Here is a 13,218-nt window from a genome sequence, read left to right on the forward strand (position 1 = left end):
TCACTCAAGAAGGAAAAGCGGATCAAGTGCGATGGATCACAAATGATTTTTCAATGGGGGTCTGGTGAACGGTTACCCCAGAGGTGCCACATGTAGACTTTCATGCATCCCCTTTTTTCGTACCTAGGTTAAAAAGACGGTAACTTAGCCAAGCTGAGCATTATGTGAGTGTAGGTTAATCTGACGTCTATATGAAAAAGCGCCTAATTTTCAATCTCGACTTGGATTTGGTGAGCCTAACTGAGTAAGATGGCGTCTTGTTGTTAGCGGAGTAAGCCCATGCAGGCAGTTTGTTTTGATTTTGATGGTACGCTGGTTGATTCTGAGATTTTCCATGCGCAGAACTGGAGCCATTATTTATCGGGCTTGAATATCAACATCTCAGCCCATGACTTTTTGGCTGATTTTGCTGGCGTTCCTTGGGAGATCGTCGCTAAACATTTCACTTCAATCGCTACCATACCGCATACTACTTCGACCATAGTTTCTGAAATGGAGCAGTTAACCTATCAGGCTATTATAGAAAGAGGGATCCCTGCTAAAGAGGGGGCATTTGACTTGGTCAAGTCGCTCCATGGCTCACGGCCATTGGCAGTAGTTACGGGGTCGCCAAGAAAGTATGTTGAGGGTATCTTGTCCCATCTAGGCTGGTTACATTACTTCGAGCATATATTTTGCGGTGATGACGTCACACAGAACAAACCAGCCCCTGAAATCTATCAATTGGCTTGTCATACCCTTGGTGTATCGGAACATCAGACTGTGGCGATTGAAGATAGCCATACCGGTGCGCAATCGGCGTATTCTGCAGGGTTAAGGCTGGTGGTCGTCAACGATTTACACCCGGTGGGTGTAAACATGACCCCCTATCGCTATGACAATTTGATAGAAGCACAAGCGCAACAAGCTAAATGGCTTGTCGCATAAAAGCTGTAACTATGCCTATGACATAGGCGAAGTATCTAAGATTCAGTAAATAGGCCAAGTTAACGGCCCAGAGAAAGGCATTGCTATGCAAGATGAAGATATCATGACTGGCGATATGCTAGTCGAAACGGTTGAGAACCAACTAGAAGATGGTAACCCAATAAAGGTGAAAGAAACCTTGATGCGCTTGGTGATGACGGGTACGCCAAGAGAAGAGGCGATTCAGATGATAGCCTGTGCATTATCTATTGAAGTGTTTGATGTGGTAAAAAATGGCGGTAGCTTCGATTTGAAACGTTATAGTGAAAATTTGGACGCGTTGCCTGATATGCCTTGGGAGTTTGAAGACTAACTTTTGGTGTAGTTCACAAAAAAGCCGCTTAGAGCGGCTTTTTTTGTTATTTGTTTGTTTTGTTTTTGTTTTTTTATGCGCAAGGGGGCTGAGATTCATAGCGAATTGTTGTTGATGCTTGAAATAGTTAAAACTGTTGCAGTTAACCGATTTAATGTCACTTTTCTTGAAAAAAACACTTGAAAACAACAATGAAACCGAGGGATTTCATTGCCTCTGGTAGTGTTTATGACTGCAAAACGGCTTTCATATTGGTTTAAATGACTGCCTATTGTGGTAAGGATAGGTAACTGGTCTGGTTTGTTTGTTATTGTTGGTTTTTTCTTGTGTGACGGAGTTCAAAAACAGTTTCTTGTGCTGTATCAGAATATAATTCCAGTTTGATTTGTTGGTTATAAGTTAAAAATTGGTCGCACATTCCAAGGTTTTTACTTTATTGTGTTTGTATCTTTTAATGAGGCAGCAAGGAAACAAAAGATGATTATTGGTGTACCTAAGGAAATCAAAGTTCACGAATACCGTGTGGGTATGGTCCCAGCTTCAGTAAGCGAAGCTGTTGCTCATGGACATAAAGTATACGTTGAGACCAATGCGGGTTCTGGTATCGGCTTTAGCGATCAGGACTACATTGAAGCAGGTGCCCAGATTCTGCCGACAGCCGAAGCGGTTTTTGCAGAGTCAGAAATGATTGTAAAGGTTAAGGAGCCACAAGCCGTAGAACGTGCCATGCTTCGTGAAGGCCAAATCCTATTTACTTACCTTCACCTTGCGCCAGACCCAGAACAAACGCATGACCTTATCAACAGCAAGGCTGTATGTATTGCTTACGAAACGGTGACAGACGATAAAGGACGCCTGCCATTATTGGCTCCAATGTCAGAAGTGGCAGGTCGCATGTCAATTCAAGCGGGTGCACAAGCGCTTGAGAAATCAAGAGGCGGCCGCGGCATGTTGCTAGCTGGTGTACCGGGTGTAGAGCCGGCGAAAGTTGTTATCATCGGTGGTGGTGTTGTTGGTGCCAATGCTGCTCAAATGGCGGTAGGTATGCGTGCAGATGTGGTGGTACTAGACCGTAACATCGATGTATTACGTCAGCTTGATGCTCAGTTTGGCGGCGCGGTACAGTGTGTGTACTCGACCAAAGATGCGATTGAAAAACACGTACTGGAAGCTGATCTTGTTATTGGTGGTGTTCTGGTTGCCGGTGCTGCCGCTCCGAAATTGGTTACAGCTGAAATGATCAAGAAGATGAAGCCAGGCGCTGCAATCGTCGACGTTGCTATTGACCAAGGTGGCTGTGTTGAAACATCTCATGCAACCACTCACAGCGATCCTACTTACATTGTTGACGATGTTGTTCATTACTGTGTTGCGAACATGCCTGGCGCTGTTGCTCGTACGTCGACATTCGCTCTGAACAATGTCACTCTGCCATACATACTAAAACTGGCAGATAAAGGCTACAAGGCTGCGCTGCAGGAAGACAAGCATCTGCTAAACGGTTTGAATGTATACCGTGGGCAGGTTACTTGCGAAGAAGTTTCTGAAGCATTAGATCTTGCATACATTACGCCAGAGAAAGCACTTGCTTGATTAACATCGCTTAGATTCAATCACTGATTCTAAATCCCTGCCTCGGCAGGGATTTTTTTGTTTAAAATCTGCGATAGGCGATAGGCGATAGGCGATAGGCGATAGGCGATAGGCGATAGGCGATAGGCGATAGGCGATAGGCGATAGGCGATAGGCCCCCCGTAAAGTAGACACGGCTGAACATTGGAGGTAAGGGATAAGGATTAACAGTGATATTAAAACAAAGACATACTTACTGTGAGTAATCGTTTTTACACAATGATGTCACTATTATTTGTCATCGTTGATAAACGATACTTGAAGCTTAACTTTATGAGAAAGGTTGCTTGAATAAGCAATAAATACATAATGATATATATGAGTGTCAGTTTAATTAAGCATGGGTGTAGATAAAATTAACACCACGCTATATAGCCAATAGCCAGATATAAAAACAGCAGCTTGAATAAGCTGCTGTTTATTAGACAATAATACAGGGGGAGGGAATTAAGCGTGGGCGTAGATAACACTGCCACCCTTGATGATGTCGATAATTTCTCTTGAAAGATTAGTCGGCAATGCCGGACATCCCCAACTGCGGCCTAAATACCCATGGCGATTAATGAAAGACTTGGTTGCGTAATCTGCTCCGTGGATAACGATGTATCGCTTTCTTGCCTTGTCATTGATACCCGGAGTCAACCCATCAAGACGCAGTGAATAGCCATTACCGCCATAATAGGTGGTATCTGTCAGGAAGGTCCCCAGAGACGTTTGGCGAGAGTTCACGGTGTTAGAGAACTTAGTTGCATTTTTACCACCGCTGTTAACGCCATGCGAGACGAAAGTGCGGTATAGCAATTTATTGCTCTTTAGGTCAACAACAAAGAAGCGTTCCTTCGTAGAAGGAAGGCTGTAATCAATGATAGTCAGGACGGACTTTTTACGGCCTTTAGTATTGTAATAAGCCTCGTAGGCTTCCTTAAATACTTGATAATTAATCACTCCATTTAATTTTGCTTTTTTATATACATCTTTAACTAAAATGTCAGCGTGTTGATTATTAGTATGAGGCTGACTTTTTATAACACTGGCAGTCGCCTGTAATGGCAGAATGATTAGTGCCATCACAAATAGTACGGTTAGCTTTTTCATTGTCCCTGTAAAATGTTCATTTTGTCGTTGTGGTTGGTTGAGGCTGACTCTAACACAAAAAAAATGACATTTGATGCTATGGGAAATGGAGGTGATGAGAGTGATTAAAGCAAAAAAATCCTGTTTTATTGTTTGTGCTTGCTTAAAAAATAATTAATTACAAGTAATTAAAAGCGATTGTCATTTTTATATGAAATATTGTCTTAAAGGTAAAAAAATCATCCAAATATATAACTGTTACAATTGTCAATATGATAATGTGTTGTTTGTTATAGCTAAATGCTGTGTCATATTTTGAAAATAAAGAAATGTTTGTTTTTTGACTGTTTGATTGAAAATTGAGCGCTTTATCGCAATTTTTTACTCCTCTCTTTCTCCAAGCAAGCACTTCAAGAAGAAATGTTGCGTTAGAAATATCAGTTTTGTATAAGTTATATGCTTTTTTGAAATGACGATCTGCCTGTTTTTGAGGGTTTTTGGATGAAAAATGCGCAGAGAAGGCCCTGCGCATGATATTTATCGCTTAATGGTTAAATTGTACACACAGTTGACCAGCTGCCGTCGCTCCCCGGTAATGAACCACTCCACCAGTTGGCTTGGTATACCACACCGTTGTGGATGATCTTATCACCTTGGTTTGCATGGCTGGGGTTACCCCCCCAATCAGTCTGTGGCCAGTTAGGGTAAGTGTTGATACCAGTTGTGCTACAGGTTTCGTCGCCACCCCCGTTATTGCCCCCGTCATTACCGCTGCCGATAGTGCCCAGAGGTAAATCAGGCTGCTCAGACTTGAATGCGTAGTCCTTGCCGTTAACGTTAACGCTATAGTTGGCTGGGCCAGAGATTGGTAGGTAGTACACCATATCAAGCTCATAGGTACCGCCTGCAGGAAGGCTCTTCCAAGCCGGCAGGGTGAAGGCGACTCGGTGCATCACGCCGTCGAGGCCACCGATATTATCGGCACGGCTATGGCCTGATGCAATCACAGCCAAGCCACCACCAGATTGATCCTTGGCATTGTCAGGTGCAGATGTTGGGATATCGAACTGGAATTCAGTTCCACCAGGGATATCCTGACCTGTGTTATTGGTAAAGGTCACAGTAGGGTTGATCGGGTAGTTCTGATCGCCGACCTTAAAGCCTGATACATTGACTGCAATATCAAGTGCCTCAGTTGGGATAGCCCCAGTGGCAACTTTGTTGCCATATGGCGTTGCAGACTTGAACTTCTCATAGATGGCTTTAGTCATGGTATTACCCATGTGGTATTCACCATTACCAGTTTTACATGCATTCTCTGTGGTATCGATAGAAGTGCGATTGCCGTTGGCATCGAAAACGTAGCAGTTATAGTCCCCAGCAAGCTCCCAGAACATGATACCGCCGATTTCCTTGTCGATTACATAGTCTGCTTTAACATTGATGGATGCTTTATCTTCTGTTGATAAGAAGACTTTCTTGTCTGCATTCCATAGCCATGGGGCGACGGCAACGTTGTCATAGTGACGGGTATAGTTCCCCGTTAACTGATGGGCCGGGTTGTTGGCAGGGGCTAGGTTGTAAGCTGTGCTATAGCTACCGAAGATACCTTGGGCAAGGTTCATTGCATGCCACATAGGGTTTGAGCCCGCTCCCATTTCATCACCGGCAGCATTTTTGTCATGCCATAGGTTATCAATACCCTCGGCGCCGTAGCCACAGTTATTCTTTTCACCTTCCCCAGTGCCTGGTGCACACTGTGACTGGTTAGGCAGTGCCGCGCGCCCCCATAGCCCATTTTCACCACCGGTTACACCTTGCCAGCCTCGGGTATAGTATGGAACCCCGATGTTGATACGGCCTGCTGGCATAGAACCACGGAAATAGTGGTATGCCCAATCTGTGTTTAGGTAGCCAATACCACCATAAGCGGCAGTGCCATATACGTTCCACTGTGCCAACTCAGAGTCTTTACCCGTGTCAAACAATGCTGCATTGTGACCTACGTGATCGTTCCACGCACCATGCAGGTCGTACGACATAATGTTGATGTAATCGAGGTACTTGGTGACATCAAAGTCTTCCATGCCGCGTAGCAAGTAACCAGACGAAGGTGCAGCAATAGTCAGCATGTAGTGAATGCCGTCCTGCGCAGATGCGTTATCCAGCTTCTGGCGCAATACTTTCATTAGCTCTTGATAAGAAGCCCATAAATACGCACGGCGAGGTTCCATAAAGGTGGTGTCATCAGGGTTACCGGCACCAGCCATAGAGGTCGGGTATTCGTAGTCGATGTCCAGACCGTCGAACTGGTATTGGCGCATCATTTCCACTGCCGATGTGGCAAATTTCTCGATACCTGCATGATTGATAGAACCATCAGCATTGGTGGTCATCGTATAGAAACCACCGTCTGCAACACGATTGTCGTCAGCGCCGAAATGCCCACCGGTTTCAGCCCAGCCACCGATAGAGATCAGGGTCTTAACGTCATGCTTCTTCTTGTAGGTAGCAAGCGCACCAAAGTGTCCTTTGAAGCCTAAGGCTGGGTCAATATCGACGCCCGGCCATTCTTTACCTGTCGCTGGGTTGGTAGGGTCGGCAATATTACCGACGTTCACTTTGCCATCGCTGCCAATGCTGACAAAGGCGTAGTTGATATGGGTAAGTTGATCCCATGGAATATCATTGACTAGGTAGGCTGCTTGCGGATCATCGCCACTGCGCCAGCTTGTGAAGTAGCCGATGACACGACGTGGGTGATCGGCCCCCATTATTTCACGGCCTTGATCATCATAAATTGTACAATACGGGACCGTGACCCCTTCAGTTTTATACAGGCCGTCTGGTCGGCAACTCTGTGTTGTTACCCCTCCATTAACGGCTAGAGATACCAAGCTAGAATCCGACGTTGCGCCAAGATTATCAGTGGCACGGGCTAAAAGGGTGATAGTGCCAGATTGAGTGGGCGTGTAGTCCAGCGTGTAGGGGGAAGTGGCAACGGTGCCGACTAATGAGCCGTTGGCAAAAAAGTCGACCTTCTCAATAGTGCCATCGCTGTCATCAGCTGTAGAGTTAAGGGTAACTGAACCGCCAAACTCGATACTGGATACAGACAGAGAAAGATTGACAGTTGGTTGGCTATTAGCCGTTTCCTGTACAACAACGGCGACGGATGTTTCGGATGATCCGCCTTTGTCATCGGTTACTACTGCCTTGAGTTGTTGGTTACCAGTGACGGCTGTCCAGTTAATTTGATAAGGAGGCTGGAGCGCTGACCCCAGTTTTGATGAGCCCACATAGAAGTCAACGCTTGCGACTGTCCCATCCTTGTCTGTCGCATCAGCCGCGATAGTTACAGTGTCTCCAGCAGTGAATGCTGTGTTAGCGCTAGGAGAGGTGATTGTGACGGTGGGAAGCTGGTTTGTTGCGCCAGTTGAGCAGTCATCGACAAATGACCATTCTTGGTTTGGACCTGAGTGGGCAGAAGGTGCATTCCCCTTTGTCCACCAATTAGCTTTATACACTTTATTTGTTTCTTGAACCTGAGCGCCCCCCGTATAAGCCACGGCGCTATTCCATGTTTCGACGGTTTCACATTCCATTGCTGCATGGGTATTCATCGCCGCCATGCATGAAACGGCGAGGGTACTGAGCTTAAGTGCCCGAGTTATCGCCTGTCCTTGTTTCAGGTGTTCCATTGAATATTTCCTTAATATTGAAACGCGTTAGTTGAATTTGATTACGGCATCTTGGTCTTGTGTTGCGCCGTGAAAAAAGTATAAGAGGAATACCAAGGTTGGCAGGTGATTTTGTTATAAATCACATACTGACTCGCAAAAATATGCTTTTCTTATGTAATTTAAATAGTGTTATTTTGCACCGATAACTAAATTTTTATACCAGGCACGTTAAGACCAACCTACATCAATATTTGATCAGTCTTGCAGGTTAAAATCGCAGTTCTCTGCGTTAGATATTTTGAAATTAGAGCCACTAGTTACTGCAATATCTGCCTTGATAACAACGATTTTTCCAGTGCAAATACTTGATCAACTACTTATCCAGATTGGTATAAAGATTGGCTGATGTGAAGAGGAAATAGGACGGCATGAGGGTCTGTCGATCAGGGGGGAATGAAAAAAGAGCCCGTAGGCTCTTTTTACATCGCTAGGCTCTTATTCTTGATTGATTTTCGCCTTGAAACGCGCTCGTGTCGCTTCGTCAGCCTGTGCATACCAGTAGTCCAGCATGTTTTCGGCCACATTGCGTGTTTGCTGCTGATCGACAGGCGGTTTTGGTGATGTTGATGATGGTGTTGCGGCAGGGAGTGTGACAGGTACTACCGCAGCTGCAGTCGCTGTTGTTGCTACCGCAGCGACTTTGCCTGACTGGTTATAAACAGCAATTTCTTTTTCGAAGTCACGGCCAAGCTGTAGGCCTGATTTAGTGAGTTTGTCCTGCTCAAAGCTGACTTTTTCTCCATTGGCCGCAACCAATGAGAGCTGAGGCGACTTATTGAACTTGCGTGCGTCTTGTGCGGTGCGCAATTTCGGTAGATCAAGCTTTAAGGCTTCATCACTGGCATCAAATTTAACCACGATAACGTCAGACTTATACAGGTAGTCATCGCCATTATTACGGAGTGAGTCAACGTAGGTAAAGGCAAACTGGTTGACACCATTTGGTAGCGTTAACGTGTCGTTACCATCTTGCTCTACGCCATTAACCAGAACAAGATCAGCTTGGTACGGGAGGTCAAGCTTAACGTCAGCAAGTGAAGAGAAGCTGATGCCGCATGCTGCAATAGCCATTAACGCGGTACGAAATTTCATAGCGGTTCCTTGAAAAACAATGTCCGAATAAGATTGTATTTATCGGTATTATCCTAGCAGTTTGTCGCTAGGAAGCTGAATAGGGACTGAACATTGACTTTGATGCCCTGATAATACTCAATAAATTAATCGGTAAATATAACATTTTGTTCGATGTATTGGGTATATTGCTTGTATACAAAAATACGTTACTGCTATGGATAGAACTATACAATGGATATGTCGTTATTGCAGGCTTGCCTGTTGATTGGAACCGGATTCTTGGCTGGGATCATCAATACATTAGCAGGTGGTGGCTCCAACCTTACCTTACCAGCATTAATGGTCATGGGGATGCCAGCTGAAGTGGCCAATGCGACTAACCGGGTAGGGGTTGCGGTGCAAGGCCTTACGGCCTTGCTTGGCTTTCGGCGACACGGCAAGCTGGATACATCAGATACAGGCCCTATCTTATTGCCAACCATTATTGGTGGCTTACTGGGCGCGGTAGGAGCGGCATATGCGCCTTCAACGTGGATCAAGCCGCTACTGCTAGGCACCATGCTAACTATGGCGCTGGTGATTCTACTCCGCCCTTCGATTGTTGCCCCTCCGGCGGGTAGTGAGCCCAAAAAAGTAAGAAATACCCCCAGCTCATGGTGGGGGCTTGGTTTGGCAGGCTTTTATGGTGGTTTTGTGCAAGCGGGTGTTGGTTTTGTCTTATTAGCGGCCCTAGCCGGGACGCTTCGCTATGACCTTGTGCGAGCCAATGCTTTGAAAATGTTGTGTGCCTTAGCTTTTACATCTGTGGCTTTGGTGCTGTTTATTATTGAAGATTTGGTGTTGTGGGGACCGGGATTGATTTTGGCGGGTGGGACAATGGTGGGATCGCATGTTGCTGTGAAAATGGCTATTTCGGCTAGGCCGGAAACACTGAAGTGGTTCTTGTTCTTGATGACCCTTTGCGGCTCAGCTGCGGCAATGCTGACTGGCTAAAAAAGAAGCCAGCATCAGGCTGGCTTCTTTAACGTTTTTTATTTCTAGACGGTTATACCAACCTACATAAATATTTGTTCAACTACTTATCCAGACTGGTATTAGAACGTTGTTACTTCACGTAGCAGGCAAAACCTTTCAGGTAGAAACCTTCTGGGTAAGCACTGTCTAGTGGGTGATCGGCAGCTTGACCGAAGCGCTCAATAAACTGTACCTCACGCTTGGCATCAAGAGCGGCGTCAGCAATGATTTTCTGGAACAGGTTGTTGTCCATCAGACCCGAGCAAGAATACGTCAGCAGGGTACCACCCGGCTTTAGGATCTGCATCGCAAGCATGTTGATGTCTTTGTAGCCACGGCATGCACCGACGAGCTGAGACTTCGACTCGGCAAACTTTGGTGGATCCATGATCACAACATCGAATTTCTCACCGCGTTCGCGGTATTCACGTAGCAACTTGAACACATCAGCATTGAGGAACTCAGCATTATCAAGCGGGTAGCCGTTAGCTTCAGCGTTCATACGAGCAGTGTCTAGTGCCGGCTGGGAGACATCCACATTCACCACATTGCTAGCACCGCCTTTCAGCGCATACAGGCCAAATCCACCGGTGTAACAGAAGCAGTTAAGAACACGCTTGCCGTTGACATACTTAACGGCGGCTTCGCGGCTGTCACGTTGGTCAAGGTAGAAACCTGTTTTGTGGCCACCAACAATATCGACATTGATCTTAACGCCGTTTTCTTCAATGGTGACAAATTTAGGTGGCTCTTCACCAGACAGTACACCAGTACGCTGCTTAAGACCTTCCTTCTTACGCACTGACACGTCTGAACGTTCGTACACACTACATTCTGGGTAGCAGATATTAAGCGCTTCAACCAAGGCGTCTTTCTGTGCTTCGGCACCTGCACTCAACAACTGACACACAAGGTAATCTTGGTAACGGTCAATAGTGATGCCAGGCAGGCCATCAGATTCAGCGGCGATAAGACGGTAACCTGTCAGGCCGTCACGGGCTGCAAGAATGTCACGCAGACCTTGTGCGGATTTTAGGCGGTTGACGAAGAAATCCACATCGATTTGTTCGTTTCGAACAAAAGTCCATACTCGAACACGGATCTGAGATTGCGGAGAAAATGCGCCGCGTGCTAACCACTCACCATTGTGGTCGAAGATATCAACGGTTTCGCCAAGCGATGGTTTACCTTCTACGCGTTGAATGCCACGCGAAAAAACCCAAGGGTGGCGGCGGCGAAGTGATTTTTCACGGCCTTTAACCAGATAAATTGAAGCTGTCATGACTTGCCCAGTATGGAGTAAGGAGTGGGGGCGTATTATGTTGTCGAAACCACATAAAATCAAATTTATATAGCCTATCATTAGGCCTTGCCCGCAGTGCACGGCCCAATGGGCAGGAACTAGGACTTTCAGTCCTCGTCGTCGTGATCCCAGCGCTTCAGCTTGCCTATCATCCAAGTAATTCTTGCTGAACTAAGCACCTTGAAGTTACTTGGGTATATTGCTAAGAGAGATGGGGGAGTGGTTCCTGATTGTTGTGTCGTGATTTCAATACGTTTTTGTTGGTACTCTCAACTAATATTGTTGTTGCGCTTATTGTTTTGTTTGCGGGCGATAACATATTGTTTTCGAGTGGAAAGCAGGAAGCTTGAGGTGATATATGACACAAATTTGTGTAAAGGCGTTAGTTACTGGCATGGTTCAAGGGGTTGGATTCAGGTTTCATACCGCACATGAAGGGCTGAAGTGCGGTTTGACAGGCTATGCCAAGAATTTACCGGACGGCAGTGTTGAGGTCATGGCTTGTGGCTCAGAGGAGCAAGTTAAGCAACTACTTAGCTGGCTTAAAATCGGGCCGAGGACGTCACGTGTAGACTCTCTTAGCTGGGAGCAAATCGACTGGCGACATTATGATGGCTTTGAAATTATGTAACGGGGCGCGAGCCCGGGATATATCACTGCGATGTGCAAGGTAAGTGGTGATAGGCGAGAGGATACCGCTCGCCCATATTAGCTATCACCGTAAGAGCTTAGATACACTTTACAGGCTTTGGTAGGCCGGCCAGCTTCGTTGCTTGTTTTGCTGGCCCTTTCGGGAACAGTTTGTACAAGTAGCGTGAACTGCCTTTTTCTTCGCCGTACTTTTTAGCCATCGCTTTCACCAACATTCTAATCGCCGGTGAGGTATTGAACTCTTGATAGAACTCACGAACAAAACGGACGACTTCCCAATGGGCTTCACTCAGGGTGATTCCTTCTTCTTCAGCCAAGAGAGGAACCAGAGCCTCGCTCCAGTCGTCGGTGTTTTTCAGATAACCGTGGGCATCGGTGTCTATTTGTTTACCTTCAAATTCAAGCATGTTTGCCTCGCATATAGAACGGGCAAAGCATAGTGATATTCAGGTTTGGCTGCAAGGTTACAGCAACAAAAAAAGCGCCATTTGGCGCTTTTTCATTATCTGTGACTGAATCAGAGATTAGTCGTTGCTACCCATGATGCCTAAGATTTGAAGTAGGCTCAGGAATAGGTTGTAGATAGAAACATACAACGTAACAGTCGCAGAGATGTAGTTTGTTTCACCGCCACGAACAATGCTCTGAGTTGTCAGTAGGATAGCTGCTGACGAGAACAGAACAAACATACCGCTGATGGCCAGTGATAGCATTGGCATCTGTAGGAAGATGTTTGCAACAACCATCACGAGGATAGCAACAAAGCCTGCCAGTAGCATGCCGCCTAGGAAGGACAGATCACGCTTAGTGGTCAGTGCATATGCTGAACACGCCATGAAGGTCAGAGCCGTACCGCCTAGAGCAGGGACAATTGCGTGGCCCATGCCGGCACCAATATACATATTGAGGATTGGCCCCAATGTGTAACCCATAAAGCCTGTTAGTGCGAAGGTAAATACAACACCCAAGCTGCTGTTACGGTTTTTTTCTGTCAGGAACATCAGGCCGTAGAAGCCAACCAATGTGATGATTAAGCCAGGGTGAGGCATATTCATCGCCATCGCAAAACCTGCAACGACAGCTGACCATACAAGCGTTAGAGACAGAAGAAAATAAGTGTTACGTAGAACCTTGTTCGTAGAAAGTACGCTTTCGTAAGCTGTGCCACGATTGACCATACGATCGTTCATAAATAGTCCCCTTAGGGTTAGATATGTGATTGCTAATGTAAATGTATATTGGGGCATTTCATCGCTATTGCAAGCCGTTTGTCAAATTAATGTGGCTGTCCCCAAGCAATAATCATTATTGTAACGATATGACCTGAATGATACTTAACAATTCCTTATCTTTGTGGTCAAAGTTGTAAATGAATGTTACGGCACGTGCTTGCTGCGCCTCATTAAGTGTTTGTTTTATCATGTAATCAGGAAGAAAAAGTATCAACC

12 protein-coding genes are annotated in these 13,218 nt (G+C 45.8%); 5 read left to right on the plus strand and 7 right to left on the minus strand.

Features of this window, described 5'->3' with window-relative positions; all coding sequences use genetic code 11:
• Positions 1–279 precede the first annotated feature (279 nt).
• The 3 genes from NHN17_RS10170 to ald all read left to right on the plus strand — a co-directional run bounded on the left by NHN17_RS10170 (position 280) and on the right by ald (position 2,872).
• Complete coding sequence (locus NHN17_RS10170) at positions 280–927, plus strand: HAD family hydrolase (protein WP_255042305.1); 648 nt, start codon at positions 280–282, stop codon at positions 925–927.
• Between the two features lie 85 nt (positions 928–1,012).
• A complete protein-coding gene (locus NHN17_RS10175) occupies positions 1,013–1,279 on the plus strand; it encodes a hypothetical protein (RefSeq protein ID WP_255042306.1) in 267 nt (88 codons plus the stop codon).
• Between the two features lie 477 nt (positions 1,280–1,756).
• Positions 1,757–2,872, plus strand: coding sequence for an alanine dehydrogenase (gene ald / locus NHN17_RS10180; RefSeq protein ID WP_255042307.1), 1,116 nt, complete (start codon positions 1,757–1,759; stop codon positions 2,870–2,872).
• Between the two features lie 486 nt (positions 2,873–3,358).
• Here ald and NHN17_RS10185 read toward each other — a convergent pair whose 3' ends face one another.
• From NHN17_RS10185 to NHN17_RS10200, 4 genes are all read right to left on the minus strand, one after another.
• The gene (locus NHN17_RS10185; RefSeq protein ID WP_255042308.1) at positions 3,359–4,006 is read right to left on the minus strand and encodes a murein L,D-transpeptidase catalytic domain family protein; all 648 of its coding nucleotides are present in this window, start codon (positions 4,004–4,006) and stop codon (positions 3,359–3,361) included.
• Positions 4,007–4,163: 157 nt separating this feature from the next.
• Entirely contained in the window at positions 4,164–4,517 is a 354-nt protein-coding gene (locus NHN17_RS10190; RefSeq protein ID WP_255042309.1) for a hypothetical protein, read from the minus strand.
• Positions 4,518–4,536: 19 nt separating this feature from the next.
• Complete coding sequence (locus NHN17_RS10195; RefSeq protein WP_255042310.1) at positions 4,537–7,686, minus strand: chitinase C-terminal domain-containing protein; 3,150 nt, start codon at positions 7,684–7,686, stop codon at positions 4,537–4,539.
• Between the two features lie 477 nt (positions 7,687–8,163).
• Complete coding sequence (locus tag NHN17_RS10200) at positions 8,164–8,820, minus strand: YccT family protein (RefSeq protein WP_255042311.1); 657 nt, start codon at positions 8,818–8,820, stop codon at positions 8,164–8,166.
• A gap of 213 nt (positions 8,821–9,033) precedes the next feature.
• Here NHN17_RS10200 and NHN17_RS10205 point away from each other — a divergent pair, with 213 nt between their 5' ends.
• Positions 9,034–9,795, plus strand: coding sequence for a sulfite exporter TauE/SafE family protein (locus NHN17_RS10205; RefSeq protein ID WP_255042312.1), 762 nt, complete (start codon positions 9,034–9,036; stop codon positions 9,793–9,795).
• Between the two features lie 112 nt (positions 9,796–9,907).
• Here NHN17_RS10205 and NHN17_RS10210 read toward each other — a convergent pair whose 3' ends face one another.
• Positions 9,908–11,098, minus strand: a complete 1,191-nt coding sequence (locus tag NHN17_RS10210; RefSeq protein ID WP_255042313.1) for a class I SAM-dependent methyltransferase — start codon at positions 11,096–11,098, stop codon at positions 9,908–9,910.
• 379 nt (positions 11,099–11,477) lie between these two features.
• On the opposite strand from NHN17_RS10210, the gene yccX reads away from it, so the two are divergent.
• On the plus strand, positions 11,478–11,750 hold the full coding sequence (gene yccX, locus NHN17_RS10215) for an acylphosphatase (RefSeq protein ID WP_255042315.1): 273 nt from the start codon (positions 11,478–11,480) through the stop codon (positions 11,748–11,750).
• A gap of 97 nt (positions 11,751–11,847) precedes the next feature.
• Here the strand turns inward: yccX and tusE are convergent, their stop codons facing one another.
• Positions 11,848–12,177: a sulfurtransferase TusE gene (gene tusE, locus NHN17_RS10220; RefSeq protein ID WP_255042317.1), complete on the minus strand. Its 330-nt coding sequence runs from the start codon at positions 12,175–12,177 to the stop codon at positions 11,848–11,850.
• Between the two features lie 117 nt (positions 12,178–12,294).
• A complete protein-coding gene (locus tag NHN17_RS10225) occupies positions 12,295–12,960 on the minus strand; it encodes a Bax inhibitor-1/YccA family protein (RefSeq protein WP_255042318.1) in 666 nt (221 codons plus the stop codon).
• Positions 12,961–13,218 lie beyond the last annotated feature (258 nt).

The organism is Photobacterium pectinilyticum (assembly GCF_024357955.1).
In the GTDB taxonomy this organism is placed as follows: Bacteria; Pseudomonadota; Gammaproteobacteria; order Enterobacterales; family Vibrionaceae; genus Photobacterium; species Photobacterium pectinilyticum.

Coding starts and splice junctions, on each gene's coding strand:
- ald (WP_255042307.1), top strand. CDS start 1,757: ATGATTATTGGTGTACCTAAGGAAATCAAAGTTCACGAATACCGTGTG.
- NHN17_RS10175 (WP_255042306.1), top strand. CDS start 1,013: ATGCAAGATGAAGATATCATGACTGGCGATATGCTAGTCGAAACGGTT.
- NHN17_RS10225 (WP_255042318.1), bottom strand. CDS start 12,960: ATGAACGATCGTATGGTCAATCGTGGCACAGCTTACGAAAGCGTACTT.
- NHN17_RS10205 (WP_255042312.1), top strand. CDS start 9,034: ATGGATATGTCGTTATTGCAGGCTTGCCTGTTGATTGGAACCGGATTC.
- NHN17_RS10170 (WP_255042305.1), top strand. CDS start 280: ATGCAGGCAGTTTGTTTTGATTTTGATGGTACGCTGGTTGATTCTGAG.
- yccX (WP_255042315.1), top strand. CDS start 11,478: ATGACACAAATTTGTGTAAAGGCGTTAGTTACTGGCATGGTTCAAGGG.
- NHN17_RS10210 (WP_255042313.1), bottom strand. CDS start 11,098: ATGACAGCTTCAATTTATCTGGTTAAAGGCCGTGAAAAATCACTTCGC.
- NHN17_RS10190 (WP_255042309.1), bottom strand. CDS start 4,517: ATGCGCAGGGCCTTCTCTGCGCATTTTTCATCCAAAAACCCTCAAAAA.
- NHN17_RS10200 (WP_255042311.1), bottom strand. CDS start 8,820: ATGAAATTTCGTACCGCGTTAATGGCTATTGCAGCATGCGGCATCAGC.
- tusE (WP_255042317.1), bottom strand. CDS start 12,177: ATGCTTGAATTTGAAGGTAAACAAATAGACACCGATGCCCACGGTTAT.
- NHN17_RS10195 (WP_255042310.1), bottom strand. CDS start 7,686: ATGGAACACCTGAAACAAGGACAGGCGATAACTCGGGCACTTAAGCTC.
- NHN17_RS10185 (WP_255042308.1), bottom strand. CDS start 4,006: ATGAAAAAGCTAACCGTACTATTTGTGATGGCACTAATCATTCTGCCA.